Genomic DNA, 16,478 nt, shown 5'->3' on the forward strand with positions numbered 1-16,478 from the left:
TCCCCGTGAACTACGCCCGCTGGCGTGCCGCCGTCCGAACCGGGAAGCCGCGTGTCGTTACACGCTCGACGATCACCTTGTTCGTTCCCGTGTAGGTATTGAACACGTGCCCGGTAATATCCGCGCCAATGCTCGTCAAACGCGACAGCGCCTCCTCGACATCCGAGGCACGCGTCAAGCCACCGCGTGACACGAGCACATGCGCGTCGCAGCCCGCGCCGGCGATGCCGAGCGCATCGTTGCTCGTCAATAGCGGCGGCCCGTCGATGACGATGAAGTCGTAACTCTCGCGCACCGATGCGAGAAGCCTGGCGAATTCTGCGCCTTCGAGCAACTCGCCGGGCGACGTTTTGTCCGGCGAGCCCGCCGGCATGATCGACAGGCGGCTTCCCGCCACACGCAGCGTGACGACATCGGGCAACACCGAGCCATCGAGCACCTGGGCGAGTCCCGGGCCGCCCGCGACCGACGAAGCACGCAAGTCCGCATTGATCAGCAGCACGCTGGCGTTCGTTCCCGCCAGCAGATAGGCAAGATTCGACGACACGAAGCTGCAGCCGACGCCGGCCGTCGGCCCCGTGAACAGCAGGACCTTGCCCCCACCGCCAGGTCGGCGCTCCGCGAGGGCGACCTTCAGGCTGGCACGCAATGCGCGCACCGAATCGATGCCCGCATCATCCGGGTGCGTCGCCGCCACCGGCAACGCTGTCGAGCGAGGCCCGCCCGGTACGGCCGCCGATGCAAGCGACGACGTGACGATTGCGAGACACGGCCGACCGGTCAACCTGGTCAGTGCAGCGGGCGAATACAGTTCACGGCGATGCAGCGACAGCAGATGCACGCCTGTCAGCGCAAGGAATACGCCGGCGAACAACGCGCCCAGAACGATGATGCCGCGCTTGGGCCAGACCGGCCGGAACGGTGCGACCGCCGTGTCGACGGCAGTCACGCCCGGCGCTGCGCTGGAGATGGCGATCTCGAGCTGCTGCGCGTTGGTCAGTACCCCCGTGTACAACTGGGTGGCAATTGTCACCTGACGCGACAGTCGCACGAACTCGCGCTGTGTCGTCGGCAATCTGGCTGCCATCGCGCTCGTGTCGCGAATCTCGCGCTTCACCTGCTCGAGCTGAGCCTGCACGGTCTGGTACTGCAAGCTCTTTGGCAGGAAGCGCTGCCGGACGTCGTCCAGCGAAATCTCCAACTCGGTCTGGTGTTCCGCAAGCGTATTGAGCCGGCTGATCAACGCGGCGCCTTGTTGATCGACGTCGATCGCACCGTTCTGTGTCCGGTATCGATTCAGATCATCCTCGGCCCGTTGCAAATCGTGCTTGAGTGCCGGCAACCGCTGGCGCAACGCGTCGAGATTGCGTCGCGCGCGGTCCGTCCGAAATGCGAGATCGCGCTGCAGATACTGTTGGACGATCGCGTCGACCATCTTTTTCGCGTCGCGCGCACTGTCCGCCTGATAGCTCAGGCGAATCATCGACGGCGATTCCAGCGTCGAATCGCGATTCGGCACGACCGTCTTCAGATGCTTCGATACGTTTTCGTAGACGAGCGGCTCCGGCTGCTTGCGCACGGTGAACGCAATGCCGGGCCGAGCGCGCAACACGTCGATGCGCAATCGGCCGGCCGTCGCTTCGCCGGGAATCCTGAACGGCACCGCTTCACCCACCTTGCCGCGCGCAAGCACGGTGTTGTCGTCGTCGTAGAGCGTCCAGTTGTTCGCCTCTTCCGCGACGATCCTGAATCGCTCGCCGAGCGCATTTTTCGGCAGCAAGAATTCACCGATATCGATCCGCTCACCGCCCCACGCATAACCGGTCAGTCCCAGCGGTGCCGACGCAAGCGTGTCGTCCGCGTCGAAGCGCGACGCAACCAGCCCACCGATCAGCGGAAACCGGCTCGCGTTGCGGATATCAAGATCGGCACCGGTCGTGCCGATCGCGTTGTCGATGACCGCGCGCGAAATCAGCATCTCGCTTTCGTCGGACGCGGATGGCGAAGCCGTGATGGTTCCGGAGACATCCGACAACGAACTGATCGACGAGCCGGGCTTCGTCTGTACGCGCAAAAGCGCTTCGGCTCGATACTGCGGCGTGGCCAGCAGGGCGTACAGCACCCCCGCCGCGAACGTCGCGCCGATCGTTGCAAGGAACACGCGACGATGCCGTCTGATCGCGTGCCAAAGCTGGGCCATGCCGGATTCATCCGGCATCCGCTGTGAATCCACGATGTTTCGTGCGGTGAGTTTCATGATTTTTTTCTGAATGATGCGACCGTTCCCGATCCTGATCGCCGGCTATCGGCCAGTCGCTGAGACGATGAACACCGGACCTTGCTCCTCACTGATCGTCAGTCGACGATGTGCGATATCGACCGATGCGCCATAGAGATCGGATGCGGACGTACCTGTGACCGGCAACTGCGACAGGTCGACATCGACCGTGTTGTCAGTTTCATAGCACCAGACCACGTATTTCACGACGTTTTCGGTACGCAATTGCAGGACGGCGACACGGCGAACAGGATCCATGAAGAGTCGCGCGCCGCGGGCTTTGGCGGTAAACGAGAAAAGATGCCGAACCGCGATGTACGCCGGCAATGGCGTGTTGTCCGCGTCCAGCAAGCCGAAGTTGTGCTCCATGTTCTTCGGATCGCGGCCGTCGTTGCGCATGTCGTAATAGGCGGTGAGCCCGATCTGCGCAATCCAGTCGACGAGAAGGCGCCGTACCGTGTAGCGCGCCTGGCGTTCGCGCGCCACGGGATCGTGGCCGTCGCGGGTGTGCGCCACGTACTTGTACCCATAGGTGGGATACGACCACTCGGTTGCCCAGATCGCGGGAACACCGCGATACGTCGCGAGGTCTTGCGCGAGCGTCACATAGTCGCGCAGCGCGGTCTCCGGTGCGGTCTGCCGATACGGATGCACGCTGACCGCGTCGGGCGCGGGCTGGGACGCGCTGCCGATATCGCCCACCGCTCGAATGAAAGCCCGGTCGATCTGCTGAACGCCGCCCGTCGCAACGATTGCCTGCGGATTCGCAGCTTTGACCGCCCGGACGCTCGCCTCGAGCAGATTCCGGTATTTGACGGGGGACGGAGGTGCGAGCCAGTAGTCCTTGTGGTCCTGCTCGTTCCACACTTCGAAGCGTACCGGCAGATCGCGATAGTGTCGCGCGGCCTGCGTCGCATACTCGGCGAATGCATCGATCTGTGCAGGCGACGTCGGGGGTTGCTTCGGCGCATGCAGCGGATGCTGATAACCGAGAATGAATAGTGCGCCGAGTCCTCGCGCGCGCAGGTTCGCGACGAGCGCGTCATAGCGGGAGAAGTTCCAGCCTTGCGGCGTTTCCACCGAATCCCAGAACAGATCGGTTCGGACGAACGAGAAGCCGACATCTCGCACTGCGTCGAGCAACGCCGGATCGTCGATCTCGTGAATCGCGACACCCGAGTTCGCACGCGTGTCGAAAAAGCGTGGTAGCGCGACGAAAGGCAGCGTCGACGTCTGCGCCAGATTCGGAAGAACGAGCGCGAGTTCGTCCGAGCTGGCGGAATTCGACGCCGTCAGCACGGCCGCGGCCGCAAGCAGTGCGGCTGCCACGCATTTCGCCCGGCCCATGATGCGTATGCGTTCGATGATCATGCTCATCGGCTTCCCACCCAGGTCGACGCATGCCCCAAGCCATCGCGACTGGCCTGACGTTCGTGACCCGCATGAATTGTCAGCATGCGGATCGAGACGCCCGCGAAGAGCAGACAGCCGAGCGCTTCGAAGATATCCGTCGTCACCCCGCTCAGCAGTATGAAGAGCAGCATCAACCATGCGCGCGGATCATCCGTGCGGCTGCCTAGCACGCGCTGCGCGAACAGGAGCATGACGAGCAAGGCTCCCGCTACACCGAGATTCGCGACGACATAGAGCGCGGCGTTGTCGGAATAGCCGGTATTGAAGCCGAAGTCGGACGTGTAGTACGCCGTCGCGGACCCGAATCCACCGGCCCCTACGCCAAACCAGAGCAGGTTCGCACTCGCCATCCCGTCGAGCAGCTTCGGCCAGGTGTTCAGCAGCCGGTCCTGCATCGACGCGAGCGATCCTGTATCGGTGGCCCCCACGTTGATCGTCTCGGCGACAACCCATCCGGTGAGCGGCAACGCGATCATCAATATCGTCAGGGCGATACAGACGCGCCGGAGGCCACGCGTTTTCAGGGTGGCGAAACACAGCATCACGAGCGAAAGCGCGATGAGTGTCGTCTTGTTGGTGGTCGCCCAGATCGCGAATGCCGACATCGCGAGCAATGCCACGATGACCATCGCGTTGCGCTGGCGCGGGACGAGCCACGTAGTCAGCAGGCCGATCACGAGGCCGGTCGACGCACTGCTTCGACCGAACCCGGGCAGGCGCGGTACGGTACCGACGTAATTGGAGCTTGCCAGTTGCACATTGACGCCGTCGACGTCGATACTGCCTCCGACCCATGGCAGATGGACGAACCCGTTGAGCATGACCCCGGCACAGCAGGCCATCGCCAACGCGACGAGCGCAAACCTCAGCGCGTTCGACTCGAGCATCGCCAGCGCGTCAGGCGGCATCAACAGCACGAACAGCACCGGCGCGACCGTCCACATCCAGAAGCATGCGGCCACGAGACTGACGCCGTTCGCGAGCGAAACGCACAGCTGCGCGGCCATGAAGCTCGCAACGAGCAGGGTGCTGACACGCGGGCGCACCGCGAGACCGAACGCGATGCAGCCCACCATCAGGGCCTTCGGCAAATAGCCGAGCATCGACACGCCCACGATCGACGTGTAATAGCGGATCGCGCCGGAGAATACCTCGCTCGCGATCGCGATCATGAATGTCGCTGCCCACAGTCGGTTGATCGATCGGTTTCCGTTCATGATGCTCGATACATGTTTTAGAGCGGAGCGACGCACACGTATCGCGCGTGATACGGTTCCCGGCCTACCCTGCTGTCTCGCCAGTATAGGAGCGCGCAGCCGGGAGAAACGTTCGACAACCCACACATTCGGCGGCAGTGACGCGGCAGGTTTCCGGCCCCGGAGAACCGGCCTTCACGTCAACCGGAACGCGCCGACAGATCGAGCACGCCGACGCGTTCACGGTGAAGGACGTATGCAAGCGCGACGGCGACGGCCGTTTCGGCGATCAGCACCGCGATAGCCGCGCCACGTTCGGCAAACAGCATCGCGAGCGGAGGAAGCAACGTCACGTTCAACACACCCGACGAGATCAGGATAACGCTGAACGCCCGTTTCATCCCGAGCGGCAACATCGTTTGAACGCCGAACAGGTCGGTCATGCATGCCATGAACGGCACCAGCGCGAGGCAATGCAGCACGCCGATCGTCGGCGCAAACGAGCTGCCGTAAAGGATATGGACCGCCAGTGGCGCGCATGCATAGATCGTCGCCGACATCGCCAGCACCAGCGCACCTTGCATGACGATCAGCTTGCGCAGGAATGCGAAAGCTTCGTCACGCGCGTGATGCATCAGGTAGGTCACGTGCGGATAGGTTGCCGCCCTGAGCGGTTGCAACAAACCGACCGCGGCACGGATGAGTTTGTCACCGGCCGCAAAATAGCCCGCGGCGACGTTACCGGAAACCATGCTCAGCAGGACGGTATTGGTCGACGCGTAAAACGAGATCGACGTCGAGGCGAGGAACACCTGAAAGCCGCCTTTCAACGCTTCGACGATGTCGGAAAGTCGCACCTGAACGCGCTCGACCTCGCGATGGAAAAACAGGTATGCCAGCAGCGTGATCCCGCACAGCAACGGCACGGCCGTATTGATCGCGACTGCATGCAGGAGGTCGTCCTCCGTGCGCACCCACAGGAAGATGGCGGCGACACTGAGTACCCGGTACACCACCACCGTCACGCTATAGACGCTCAGTTTCTGAATACCCTGAAAATACCAGCCCGGCGTCAGCGCGGCACCGATCGCCATCCCGAAACCGATCAGCAGCGCTCTGCGCTCCGCGGCAAAATGCGGAATGAGCATGGTCAGCGCGACGAGCAACCCGAAGCCGGCGACGGTAATCGTCCATTGGGCGCAAACCGTCGTCCAGAAAATGCGCGACCGCTCCATCCTGTCGTTTGCGAGGGCGACACGTGGCGTTGCCGTCAGGTCGAAACTATAGTTCGCGAGATTGATGAAATACGTCGTCACCGCAAGCACGAACGATAGCCGGCCGTACTCTTGGGGGCCGAGTACGCGGGTCAGGAGCGGCAACGTGACGAGCGGCACGACGTACGTCGAGATTTGCAGCGCAAACAACAACGCAAAATTTTTTCGAACGGCGGTCATCGTGCTAGCTGGGCAGAGAGGAAACAGTGCATCGACTGTCAATGTGCCCACGTGCGCGATACATCCCCGCCGATACCGAGCGCGGCATACAGCGACGCTGCATAGCGGTCGACCGAGTAGCGTGACCAGTCGTAGCGACGCTGCTCGTTGTCGAGGTGCACCCGCAGTTCGACGAGCGCGCGTGCCAGGTCGTCGGCCGTGTTCCGGTAGCGAATCTTGTTGCCGAGATCGTCTCCGAAGGTCGACAGGCTTCCAATGTCGTGCACGAGCGCCGGCAGGCCCAGCATTGCCGCTTCGACGATCACGAGAGGCGCGTTTTCCACCCAGATGGAAGGCAGTACGATCGCATCATGCGTCGGCAGCGTGGCAAACAGGGTTACATGATCGAGACGCCCGGCAAAGCGCAGCCGCCCCGACTCCACAAGTGCTGCGTGATGTTGCTCGAGGCTGCCGCGCTCCGGTCCGTCACCATAGACCGTCAACGACGCAATCGCGTCGCCGGGCGATTCACCCATGAGCGCGAGAAACTGGGCAAGACCCTTGTCCGCCTCCAGGCGACCGACGAACGCGAGATCGAGACGGCCGCTCCTCGCAGGCTTCGGTGTACGGGGAACCAGCGTCGTATCGATCGGATTCGGCAGCAGTGTCGCCGGTGTCCGACCGAATCGTGCGATCAGGTCGCGCATGAACGGACTCGGGCAGAGAATCTCGTCGAACAGGCCGAGCGGGTCGAAAAGCGCATTGACCGCATGCCAATGCAGCTTCTTCGCGACATCGTGAAGAAAGCCGCGCGGGCTGGCGGTGAGAACGATACGCCTGCCGCGACTTAATTGGTCGAGCGATAGCGGTTGCGCGCGCCCTCCCGGGTAGACCATCAGACTCGGGTTGTAGAACACCAGGTGGTAGTCGTGCGCGGTCATGTATAAACGGCACTCCGAGCGCCGTTTGTAGCGCCCGAGCACGGGCAGGATCGCGCTCGACAGCAGGTTGTGGTAATTGTGTACGAGGATCCGTTGCGGGCGAAACCGCTTGAGCAGCGTGTCGAGCGCACGTGCGGCAGCAGGTGACCACGCGCGCGCGCGATGACAGTTCTCGACATCGATCAGCGTGCGCTCGTCGAACGTTTCGACCTCGACGTCATTGCGCGCGCGAAGCACGTCGACTGACAGCCGGTACACTTCCTCGGCCCCGCCCTTGCGAACGAAATCGTTGACGACCAGTACACGCATCACGACCGCCCCGAATGGCACGTCGCCTGCGGCGCGTGGCGTTTGCATGTTGTCCGGCATCCACGGCGGTTTCTTTGCATCCACATTCCTGAGCAGCCTCATGACGCCGGCACCGTCGAAAACGGGCGACGCGAGAAATAGACACCGCCAAGATACAGTGCCGGAAACCGGGGATCTGTTCGCACGGTCACTTTCGGACGGTTTCAACCGGTCACCGGCACACGGGGCGTGTTCCGCCCCGCCCGCAACCTGGGCGTCGTCCAGCCGCGTTCAAATGCGGCGGCGTGTACCCGAACGCTACGGCGTCGCCCGTTCGGCTTCCGCTTTCGGCCTTGCCCTCGAGACCGGCTCCGCCGGCGCATGCCAGCCGGAAAGCAGCGCGGCGCAGCGGTCGACCACGTACTGCGCAGCGGCATCGCTGTGCAACGAATGGTCGAGCGCGTCCTGCGTATCGACCGATACGTTCGACAAACGCGCGAACGCACCGGACATCGGACCGAAATGCCGGACCACGACATCGACGCCCGGATCGAACGTGCCGTAGAGGAGATGCGCCTGGATGCCGCGTGCAGACATGTCGTGCAGCATCCCTCGCGGCGTATCCTTGTCCGGCGCACACCCCATGCGCTCCATGCAGCTCTTGATCGGGACCGTCGCGAAGTCGGCGACGAAACGAATCAACGCACGCAGCACCGGACGCGGATCACGACCCTCGAGCAGCACCCGGCGCCACTTGCCGACGCTGCGCAATGAAGCGACATAACCGCGCATCGAATTGGTCTGGTTGTTGACGACATCCGCCAGTGTCTGTCCGCGCGGCCAGACAAACACCGGGAGATTGATCGTGATCGCGCCGGCAAGTGCGCCCCGCGCGGCGGCATGAAGCGACGCGTACGCACCGGAGCAGATTCCGAACGTGACGATCCGGTGGTGACCAGCCTCTTTCAGCCAGCGCGCGGCGCAGATCATGTCGTCGATCATCTGGTCCGAATACGGAATATCCGATTGATCGTCACGCGCACGCTGACTGCTGTCGCCGATCCCACTCGAATCGAAGCGCAGACTGCGGATGCCGCGCGCGGCGAGCGACCGCGCCAGGCGCACAGCAAGCCGCCCGTCGGCCGTACGCGGGTTGGCGGCGGTATTGGCGATAAGCAGCGTGGGGGCCGCCAGACGCATGGCGTCGTCGGCTGGCTCGCACAGCACCCCGATCAGTTGCTGCGTCCCCATGCGAATCACGCGCTCGACACTGCCGTTCCCGGTCAGGACGACATCGGAAACGTGCTGGCGCGTGGAAGTTCGTACGTCCGCGTCAGGATCGTCGTCGATCCAGTTCCCGATCGTGTCGAGCAACGCATTCGGCAGCCGGGAACGGTGCGGTTCGCACATGACGGCCGCCCAGTCGGAACATGTGTGGATACTGACCGCGACGCCACGCGAGCGCAGCGTGTCCGACAACGCCGAACCATCGCCGTACGGCGTATCGACGAGCAGCGCGCGCGCGGGCAACTCGCGCAACTGGCCAGCGGCCTGGCACAGGTCGATACCCCGGAGTGCGCCGAGGAGATCGTCGGGATACGCATGGCCGAGCACCTTGAACGGCCGTTCGTCACGAACCGCCTCCCGCACGGTCGGCGGCAGGTTATCGAGCCAGCGTTGCGCGACGAGCGAGAGCTCGCGCACGTAGCCGCGACCACGCACAACGGGGGCAAGTGCGATGAAACGCGTGATTCCGGACAGGCCGTCCGAAGCGAGAAGCGCCAATGGCGCACCGGCGCGTACACCGATGAGCGTCAGGCTATCCAGCACGGCGTTGTCGCGCAAGGTCCGGACGGCATGCCGCACGCTTGCGAGCATGTTCTCGAAACGTTCGGGATCCTGTTCGTCGCCAAGCGAATCGCCACTCGCCGGATAGTGAAAGCGTAGAACCGGAAAACCACGGTCGGCAAGGTATTCCGCAATTGAGCGAACAAGCTTGTGCAGCCAGAGCGCCTCATGGCCGAGCGGCTCGCAAATGACGACGCCGTGTGGTCGAGTGCCCTCGTGAAGCCAGCCGACGCATCCATCGAACTGGATGGGTGTCATGGTTTGGTCCTTGTTTTAAGTGTCTGACAGGCCGGGTTTCAACGCGTGCTTGCCGCGGGCCATGGGGCAAGCGTTCGATCGTTGCCCGGATGCATGAAGGGAAACGCGCCAGCAACGCACGCGCACTCGCCGCGGACCACCCCGATCCGCAGGCGCTTCAATGTAGAGGCAGGTTTCGAGAATGCCCTTGATTTGCATTCCGCAATATCGCCCTGCTTTTCACCGGACAACCTCGATGCGCGGCGCAGACGGCCGCACTCGAATGTCTAAGGCGATTAGACCATCTCATCCTGACGGATTCCGTACGTCACATTACATTTTCAATACGAAGCCGTCACGCGTGTCAGGCAGTGACATGACCGATTGCGGCTGCGGCCGCCGAGATCGAGTTCACGGCGTCACGGCCCGGGCCGTGAGCGCGCCCTGCGCCGCGGACGGAATCAGCAGATTCACGACGCGGCTCCAGCGCACCAGCGACGACGCATCGACGAAGACGACGTCGCGGCGCTCGAGCGGGAACTGATCGGCCAACGCATAGGAGGCCGGCGCGCGACCGTCCAGGTGATAGACCTGCGGCCGGTTCCCCGGCCCACGGCGCACCACGTAGATCTGCCGCGCGTCCGACGTGTACTGACTGACGCCGCCGGTCTCGCCAAGCGCTTCACCGAGGCTGATCCGTCCGTCGGTCAACGTCAGCGTCGCCGGGCGTGACACTTCCCCGAGTACGAAGACCTTCGCTTCGCTCGTCGGACGCACTCGCACGAGATCGCCGTCGCGCAACAGGATGTTGGACGGATTGATACCCGCGGCGATCATGGCCGGCAGACTCACGTTCACCGTCTTGCCACCGCGCGTCACCGTGACCTGTGACCGATCGGCTCCGGCCGTGAAGCCGCCCGCGCGATCGATCGCCTCGGGCAACGTCATCGGCATGTCATTCACGATCTGCAGCCCCGGCGTGCGCACTTCGCCGTCGAGATAAACGCGCTTGCTGCGATACGCCTGGATACGCAGCGCAATCTGCGGTTTGCGCACGTACTCGCCCAACCGCCGGGTCAGTACGGCACGCGCCTCCGCCTCGGTGAGCCCGGCCACGTGTACGAGGCCTGCGTGCGCGAACTGAACGTTGCCGCCCGCGTCCACCGTGTAGCCAGCCACAACCGAGTTGGTGCCGATATTGTCGCCATTCGCCGCCTGGGCCGTGGGCAGGTTCAGCTCCGGGTGGTCCCAGACGACGATGTTCAGCACGTCGCCCGGGCCGATCACGTATGCCTTCGGCGTACCGAACAGGTGCCGGATTTCTGCGTCGACACCGGCAGAGCGGGCGGCATGCTGTTGTTCGACGAACGCGGGCGTGATCTCGATCAGGTCTTCACTCGATACGTTCTGCACCCCGTCGAGCCCCCCCGATCCTGTTGCTGCGACGCTCACGCGCGCATTCGCATCGCGTTCGGCCGGCGCCTGATATGTCATGCCCGGCGCAAATGCGCAGGCATTCAGCACACACACGGTCGCCGCCATCGCAACGCGCAGCCGCGGCATGCCGAGCCTCGATTTCTTCTGTGTAGTCGTTGACATCGCGTCTTTCCAAACTGAGCGGAACCCACCCGCCCCAACCTGGCGGATACCACATTTCGCTGCCGGCACGGCTCGCGCTGCATTGCCGCGCATCCTTTTCTCACCGCACATCGTTTCGTGCGGCCGAACGGTGCTTCGACGCGCTCGTCTGCATCCGTTCGGCCGGCGCGCCCGACGAAATCGCGGTTACGCACCGGCATACCGTCCGTATCGCCGCCGCGAACGTCACCCGATACGACACGGGCCGTCCGCACGGATGCGGCCGCGCCGGTCGTGCTCCGGCGCGGCCGCTCCCGCGGCGATACACGATTGGACACCGTCCAGCCCGGCGCGTATGTGAGCAACCCCACCGAAAGCCAAACTTCATACGGAAATGGGGCCACTCCCTGAAAAGCGATCGCGACCGCGGCTTGCTAACCGCTACACCACTTGTTCAGTGTCGCGTCGAACGCAAAGGTCAGGACCTGCCCGCTCGCCATGACGACATTGCTGCCGGTCGTCTGGATGTTCGCGTTGTTCGCGATCATGCAATTGCCGTCGGTCGCAACGATCTTCATTGACTAACCGTCGATGCCGCCGACCAGGTTGGTCAGCGTCGTGGGCGACGCGTAGTTCGCCGTCAGTTTGCGGATACCGGTCACCCCCGGGCGTCGAACTGGTGCCGACGAAGCCGTTGGGCGTGAAATGACCAAAGTGTTGAGCAATACCGCCATCGCCATATGAAAAGTACGTTTCGAACATCCGGTCAACCGCGTCGTATTCGATGACATGTCAAGTCGACGCCATTAGATGTGCACGCAACGAACCGGACCACTAGTCGCGGCGTATCGCTCGCGCAATAGCACTAGTACTAGCACACAGGTACTTCTTACCCGACCACACACGCCTCGTCGGGAACGATGACCGTCTTCCCACCCCACCCTGCACGACTACGAAATAAAGATCACACGTATCGGTACAAACACCGATGCTGTAGTCAAACTACATTCATACCATTGGTCGCAGCAGAGAATCGCTACACCCGATTAGACAGTGCCGGGCGGCCTGCGCGTCGCCGCTCGCATTGACCGGTCGAGCCCAACCGGCCGTAACGATTCCCCGCCTGGCCTGGCATGCCGACGCGCAACCACCCTGCATCGCCAGCCGAATCCGTCCGGTGCGAATCCACCGGACGTGCGCAGCTCCAGACATCATCCGAACAACCGGCAATACGATCATGGAGAGCAACATGCGGGACACACTCTGGCCGGCCGTCGTGCTGGCAGCGACCCTCTGCACTACCGCCTATGCGGGCGACGCCGATTTCAACGCGCAGGGCGACGCCACCGATGCATTCGCGTCGGCCGCCGCAGTTCGGCGGGCCGACCTGCTCGTGCGCAAGATGACGCTCGACGAGAAACTTCAATTCATTCATTCGCAATACGAAATGTCGAAGGTGCCGGGCGGCGGCGCCGGCTACATCCAGGGCGTGCCGAGGCTCGGCATTCCCGACCTGAACATGGTCGATTCGGCGACCGGCTCCGGCAGCACGTCGCAGGCCAGCACGACGTTCCCTGCGACGATCGCGGTCGCCGCGAGCTGGGATCGGCGGCTGTCGTACGACTACGGCAAGCAGGTCGCGATCCAGTTGCGCGCGCAAGGATTCGGCATGGGCCTCGCCGGCGGCACCAATCTCGCGCGCGAGCCGCGCGGCGGCCGCCTGTTCGAGTATCTCGGTGAGGATCCGCTGCTCGCCGGCGACCTGCTCGCCGAACGCACGCTCGCCACGCAGCGGCAGAAAGTCATCGCCACGATCAAGCACTACGCGGGCAACGAGCAGGAGCATGGCCGGATGGGCGGCAATACGCAGATCGACGAACGCACGCTGCGCGAGCTGTATCTGCTGCCGTTCGAGATCGCTGCAAAGCGCGGGCGGCCAGGTAGCGTGATGTGCAGCTACAACCGCCTGAACGGCACCTATGCGTGCGAGAACCCTCACCTGCTGAACGACGTGCTGAAGAACGAGTGGGGCTTCCAGGGCCAGGTGCAGTCCGACTGGGGCGCCACGCACAGTACCGCCGCCGCGATCAATGCCGGGCTCGACGAGGAAGAAGACGTCGGGCCGAGCGTGTACCTGACGCCGGCAGCCGTCAAGCAGGCCATTGCGAACGGCTCGGTGTCGACCGCGCGCCTCGATGACATGGTGCGCCGCAAGCTCGCCGTGATGATCCGCGTGGGCGTGATGGATGACCCGGCCAAGGGCGGCGGCACGATCGATTTCGCGGCCGGGAACCGGTTCGCGCAAGCGGCTTCCGAGCAGTCGATCGTTTTGCTGAAGAACGACGGCAACCAGTTGCCGCTCGTCGCGTCGGCACTGTCGCGTATCGCCGTGATCGGCGGCCATGCGGATGCGGCCGTGCTGTCCGGCGGCGGCTCGGGCAACACGCGCGACCCCGTATCGGGATCGTTCGCGGGTTGCGGCGGGCTGACGTTCGGGTCATCGACGGGATGCAGCTGGTGGCGCAATCCGTGGCTGAAGGTCGACGTGCCGATCGTCGCGGCGATCCGCGCGCTCGCGCCGGCCGCACAGGTCACGTATGCGGGCAACGGCGACCAGCAGTCGCCGTTCCGCGCGTACACGCAGCAGGAGATCGACCAGGCCGCGGCGCTCGCGGGCCGTTCGGACGTCGCGATCGTCGTGGTCGCGCAGCCGGCCGGCGAGGATTTCGGTGACCTGCAAAGCCTGAGCCTCGCGAACCCGTCGAACCAGGATGCGCTCGTCGAAGCCGTCGCGCGCGCGAATCCGCACACGATCGTCGTCGTCCAGAGCGGCAACCCGGTGCTGATGCCGTGGAAGGACAACGTGTCGGCCATCGTCGAGGCCTGGTATCCGGGCGAAGCCGGCGGCAAGGCGATCGCGAACGTGCTGTTCGGTGCGGTCAATCCGTCGGGCAAGCTGCCCGTCACGTTCCCCGCGCGCGACCAGGATTCGCCGAGCTGGGGGCAAAACGGTGCGTTCGACAACGATCCCGTCTATGCGGAAAAGCTGAGCATGGGCTATCGCTGGTATGACGCGCACAACATCAAGCCGATGTTCGAGTTCGGCTACGGGCTGTCGTACACGCACTTCGCGTATTCGGGGCTGTCGGTGGCAAAGCAATGGGACGGGTCGCTGAGTGTCGCGTTCACGGTGCGTAACGACGGGCGCGTCGCCGGCGCGGAAACGCCGCAGGTCTATCTCGGCGTGCCGTACAAGGACGAACCGCCGAAGCGGCTGGTCGGCTGGGAGAAGATCCGGCTGAATCCGGGCGAGGCGCGGCGTGTACATGTCACCGTGTCGCCGCGGATGCAGAGCGTGTGGGATACGTCGCGTAACGGCTGGCGGGTGGTGCCGGGCGGGACGGTGTATGTCGGTGCGTCGTCGCGGGACATCCGGTTGCAGGGTCACTGAGCGGTAAAAACCGGCGGGAGCGCCGCGCACGTCGTGCCCGGCACTCCCGCGTTCGACCATCCGCTGCTGCTCCTTACCGGAACAGCAGCGCCAGCAATGTCGCGAGCGCGGCAATCGCGACGATTCCCGCCGCCACCCCGGCCAGATGCGCGGTGATCACCAGGCCGGCCGGCAATCGCGTCGATGCCGTGCCACGCGCCCCACCCACCGGCCCGGCCCGCGATCGAGACGCGACGCCGGCCATCACGCCCCGCTCCCTTCGAGCGTATCGAGCAACGGCCTGGCCAGATGCAGGACCTGGTACACCGTGCCGGCGCCGCCGTCGTCCGGTTCGTGTTCCGATACGAGCACTCGCGTCAGCCGCCAGCGCAACGGATCGAGGCTGACGGCGGCCGCCACCGCACCCTGCCGCGCCGCCGCTTCGCGATTGCGCGCAATCTCCCGTGCCAGCGTCGCGTCGAGATCGGCATCCGCCGGAATATCGATGGCTTCCAGCCGCACGAAGCGCCCCGTCGATGCACTGCCCTTGCGCGCATCGAGCGCGACCTGCACGTCGATCGGCGCGCGGCCGAAGCTGTCCGTCACGACCCGGTAGCGGCCGTCCGTGACGAACCCGGCGAATGCCTGTTCATTGCGCCACAGATAAAGCGATGCATAGCCGTTTTCCGTCGCACCGTAACGGCCCGCCTCGCGCAGCAGGAACCCCTTGAACACGAGATCCGGCGTGTCGTCCCAGAACCTGCCGCGCTCGCGCACGCGATTGCGGATGATGTCGAGATCGTAGTCCGCCGGCAGGCGGTGCACGTAGTACGCGGTCAGCATGATCGACTCCTGGGATCGAAAAGGGAGATTCCGAACGGCTTGATAGCAGCGTAGAAGGCCTTGAATCATTTGAAAAGACGATGGCAGAATATTTCAATGATTCGTTTTTTAAATGGGTGAGTGCGCGATGAAAACGCTCGACATCGAAGCCGTGCAGGCGTTCGTACTGACCGCCGACCTCAAGAGCTTCACGCGGGCCGCCGAGGCGATGGACACGACGCAGTCGGCGGTGAGCCTGAAGATCAAGCGGCTTGAAGACGGCCTCGGCCGCCGCCTGCTGGAACGCACGCCGCGGCAGGTTCGCCTGTCGGCCGACGGCACCGCGTTCCTGGAACCCGCGCGCGAGCTCGTGGCCGCTCACCAGGGTGCGGTCACCGCGTTCGGCGGCGGCCAGCGGCGGCTGGTGATCGGCGTGAGCCATCATGTCGTCGGCGCCGATCTTCCGATGCTGCTTCGGCGCATGAGCGAAGCGGAACCGGGGCTCGTGCTGGAGATCCGGGTCGCCGCGTCGCGCGACGTGCTCGATGCGTTCGACCGCGGCCAGCTCGATGCCGCCGTCGCACTGCAGCACGACAGCCGGCGCCTCGACGGTGAAACCCTGCTGTCGGAGTCGTTCGGCTGGATGGCCGCGGCCGATTTCGAGTACCATCCGCCGCAACCGCTGCGGCTCGCGACGCAAGCCGAGCCGTGCAGCGTACGCCGCATGGCGATCGGTGCGCTGGACGAAGCCGGTGTCGCCTGGACGGAAGTGTTCGTCGGCGGCGGCGTGGCGACGATCGGCGCGGCGGTGTCCGCGGGGCTGGCTGTCGCCGCGCTCGGGCATCGTGTGGCGCCCGTCGGGACGGTCGACGTGGGGCCGCGATACGGGCTGCCGCCATTGCCGACGCGCGAGGTGGTGCTCTACTCGAACCTGACCGATGCGCGGGCCCGACAGGCGCTGCGCACGCTGGGCGCGGCGCTGCGGTCGTCGGTCGGCGTGCGGTGAGGTTGCGC

Annotated in this window: 13 protein-coding genes; 2 read left to right on the forward strand and 11 right to left on the reverse strand. The window is 64.4% G+C overall.

The annotated features are described in order from the left end of the window. Positions 1-10: 10 nt before the first annotated feature. From B7G54_RS03600 to B7G54_RS39520, 9 genes are all read right to left on the reverse strand, one after another. On the reverse strand, positions 11-2,257 hold the full coding sequence (locus B7G54_RS03600) for a GNVR domain-containing protein (RefSeq protein ID WP_085037779.1): 2,247 nt from the start codon (positions 2,255-2,257) through the stop codon (positions 11-13). Positions 2,258-2,302: 45 nt separating this feature from the next. Next, complete coding sequence (locus B7G54_RS03605; protein WP_085037780.1) at positions 2,303-3,655, reverse strand: cellulase family glycosylhydrolase; 1,353 nt, start codon at positions 3,653-3,655, stop codon at positions 2,303-2,305. After that, positions 3,652-4,908: a hypothetical protein gene (locus tag B7G54_RS03610; protein ID WP_085037781.1), complete on the reverse strand. Its 1,257-nt coding sequence runs from the start codon at positions 4,906-4,908 to the stop codon at positions 3,652-3,654. The genes B7G54_RS03605 and B7G54_RS03610 overlap by 4 nt, the downstream gene beginning before the upstream one ends. A gap of 179 nt (positions 4,909-5,087) precedes the next feature. Continuing rightward, on the reverse strand, positions 5,088-6,341 hold the full coding sequence (locus B7G54_RS03615; protein ID WP_085037782.1) for an oligosaccharide flippase family protein: 1,254 nt from the start codon (positions 6,339-6,341) through the stop codon (positions 5,088-5,090). A gap of 38 nt (positions 6,342-6,379) precedes the next feature. Next, entirely contained in the window at positions 6,380-7,570 is a 1,191-nt protein-coding gene (locus B7G54_RS03620; RefSeq protein ID WP_085037963.1) for a glycosyltransferase, read from the reverse strand. 297 nt (positions 7,571-7,867) lie between these two features. Further along, the gene (locus B7G54_RS03625; protein WP_085037783.1) at positions 7,868-9,655 is read right to left on the reverse strand and encodes an alpha/beta hydrolase family protein; all 1,788 of its coding nucleotides are present in this window, start codon (positions 9,653-9,655) and stop codon (positions 7,868-7,870) included. A gap of 390 nt (positions 9,656-10,045) precedes the next feature. Further along, positions 10,046-11,233: a polysaccharide biosynthesis/export family protein gene (locus tag B7G54_RS03630; RefSeq protein ID WP_085037784.1), complete on the reverse strand. Its 1,188-nt coding sequence runs from the start codon at positions 11,231-11,233 to the stop codon at positions 10,046-10,048. Between the two features lie 413 nt (positions 11,234-11,646). Next, the gene (locus B7G54_RS39515) at positions 11,647-11,790 is read right to left on the reverse strand and encodes a hypothetical protein (RefSeq protein ID WP_244289243.1); all 144 of its coding nucleotides are present in this window, start codon (positions 11,788-11,790) and stop codon (positions 11,647-11,649) included. Positions 11,791-11,793: 3 nt separating this feature from the next. After that, the gene (locus B7G54_RS39520; RefSeq protein WP_244289244.1) at positions 11,794-12,003 is read right to left on the reverse strand and encodes a hypothetical protein; all 210 of its coding nucleotides are present in this window, start codon (positions 12,001-12,003) and stop codon (positions 11,794-11,796) included. Between the two features lie 458 nt (positions 12,004-12,461). Between B7G54_RS39520 and B7G54_RS03640 the strand changes: the two genes are divergently transcribed. Next, a complete protein-coding gene (locus B7G54_RS03640; RefSeq protein ID WP_085037964.1) occupies positions 12,462-14,663 on the forward strand; it encodes a glycoside hydrolase family 3 C-terminal domain-containing protein in 2,202 nt (733 codons plus the stop codon). A 73-nt stretch (positions 14,664-14,736) separates the two neighbouring features. Here B7G54_RS03640 and B7G54_RS38915 read toward each other — a convergent pair whose 3' ends face one another. Further along, on the reverse strand, positions 14,737-14,910 hold the full coding sequence (locus tag B7G54_RS38915; protein WP_165765523.1) for a hypothetical protein: 174 nt from the start codon (positions 14,908-14,910) through the stop codon (positions 14,737-14,739). Beyond that, entirely contained in the window at positions 14,907-15,485 is a 579-nt protein-coding gene (locus B7G54_RS03645) for a DUF4865 family protein (protein ID WP_175130423.1), read from the reverse strand. The genes B7G54_RS38915 and B7G54_RS03645 overlap by 4 nt, the downstream gene beginning before the upstream one ends. 127 nt (positions 15,486-15,612) lie before the next feature. Here B7G54_RS03645 and B7G54_RS03650 point away from each other — a divergent pair, with 127 nt between their 5' ends. After that, positions 15,613-16,470: a LysR family transcriptional regulator gene (locus tag B7G54_RS03650; protein ID WP_085037786.1), complete on the forward strand. Its 858-nt coding sequence runs from the start codon at positions 15,613-15,615 to the stop codon at positions 16,468-16,470. Positions 16,471-16,478 lie beyond the last annotated feature (8 nt).

Source organism: Burkholderia puraquae (genome assembly GCF_002099195.1).
Lineage (GTDB): Bacteria > Pseudomonadota > Gammaproteobacteria > Burkholderiales > Burkholderiaceae > Burkholderia > Burkholderia puraquae.

Excerpts from the sequence above, each read along its gene's own strand:
- B7G54_RS03600 (WP_085037779.1), bottom strand. The coding sequence starts at position 2,257 with ATGAAACTCACCGCACGAAACATCGTGGATTCACAGCGGATGCCGGAT.
- B7G54_RS03605 (WP_085037780.1), bottom strand. The coding sequence starts at position 3,655 with ATGAGCATGATCATCGAACGCATACGCATCATGGGCCGGGCGAAATGC.
- B7G54_RS03610 (WP_085037781.1), bottom strand. The coding sequence starts at position 4,908 with ATGAACGGAAACCGATCGATCAACCGACTGTGGGCAGCGACATTCATG.
- B7G54_RS03615 (WP_085037782.1), bottom strand. The coding sequence starts at position 6,341 with ATGACCGCCGTTCGAAAAAATTTTGCGTTGTTGTTTGCGCTGCAAATC.
- B7G54_RS03620 (WP_085037963.1), bottom strand. The coding sequence starts at position 7,570 with ATGCGTGTACTGGTCGTCAACGATTTCGTTCGCAAGGGCGGGGCCGAG.
- B7G54_RS03625 (WP_085037783.1), bottom strand. The coding sequence starts at position 9,655 with ATGACACCCATCCAGTTCGATGGATGCGTCGGCTGGCTTCACGAGGGC.
- B7G54_RS03630 (WP_085037784.1), bottom strand. The coding sequence starts at position 11,233 with ATGTCAACGACTACACAGAAGAAATCGAGGCTCGGCATGCCGCGGCTG.
- B7G54_RS39515 (WP_244289243.1), bottom strand. The coding sequence starts at position 11,790 with ATGAAGATCGTTGCGACCGACGGCAATTGCATGATCGCGAACAACGCG.
- B7G54_RS39520 (WP_244289244.1), bottom strand. The coding sequence starts at position 12,003 with ATGTCATCGAATACGACGCGGTTGACCGGATGTTCGAAACGTACTTTT.
- B7G54_RS03640 (WP_085037964.1), top strand. The coding sequence starts at position 12,462 with ATGCGGGACACACTCTGGCCGGCCGTCGTGCTGGCAGCGACCCTCTGC.
- B7G54_RS03645 (WP_175130423.1), bottom strand. The coding sequence starts at position 15,485 with ATGCTGACCGCGTACTACGTGCACCGCCTGCCGGCGGACTACGATCTC.
- B7G54_RS03650 (WP_085037786.1), top strand. The coding sequence starts at position 15,613 with ATGAAAACGCTCGACATCGAAGCCGTGCAGGCGTTCGTACTGACCGCC.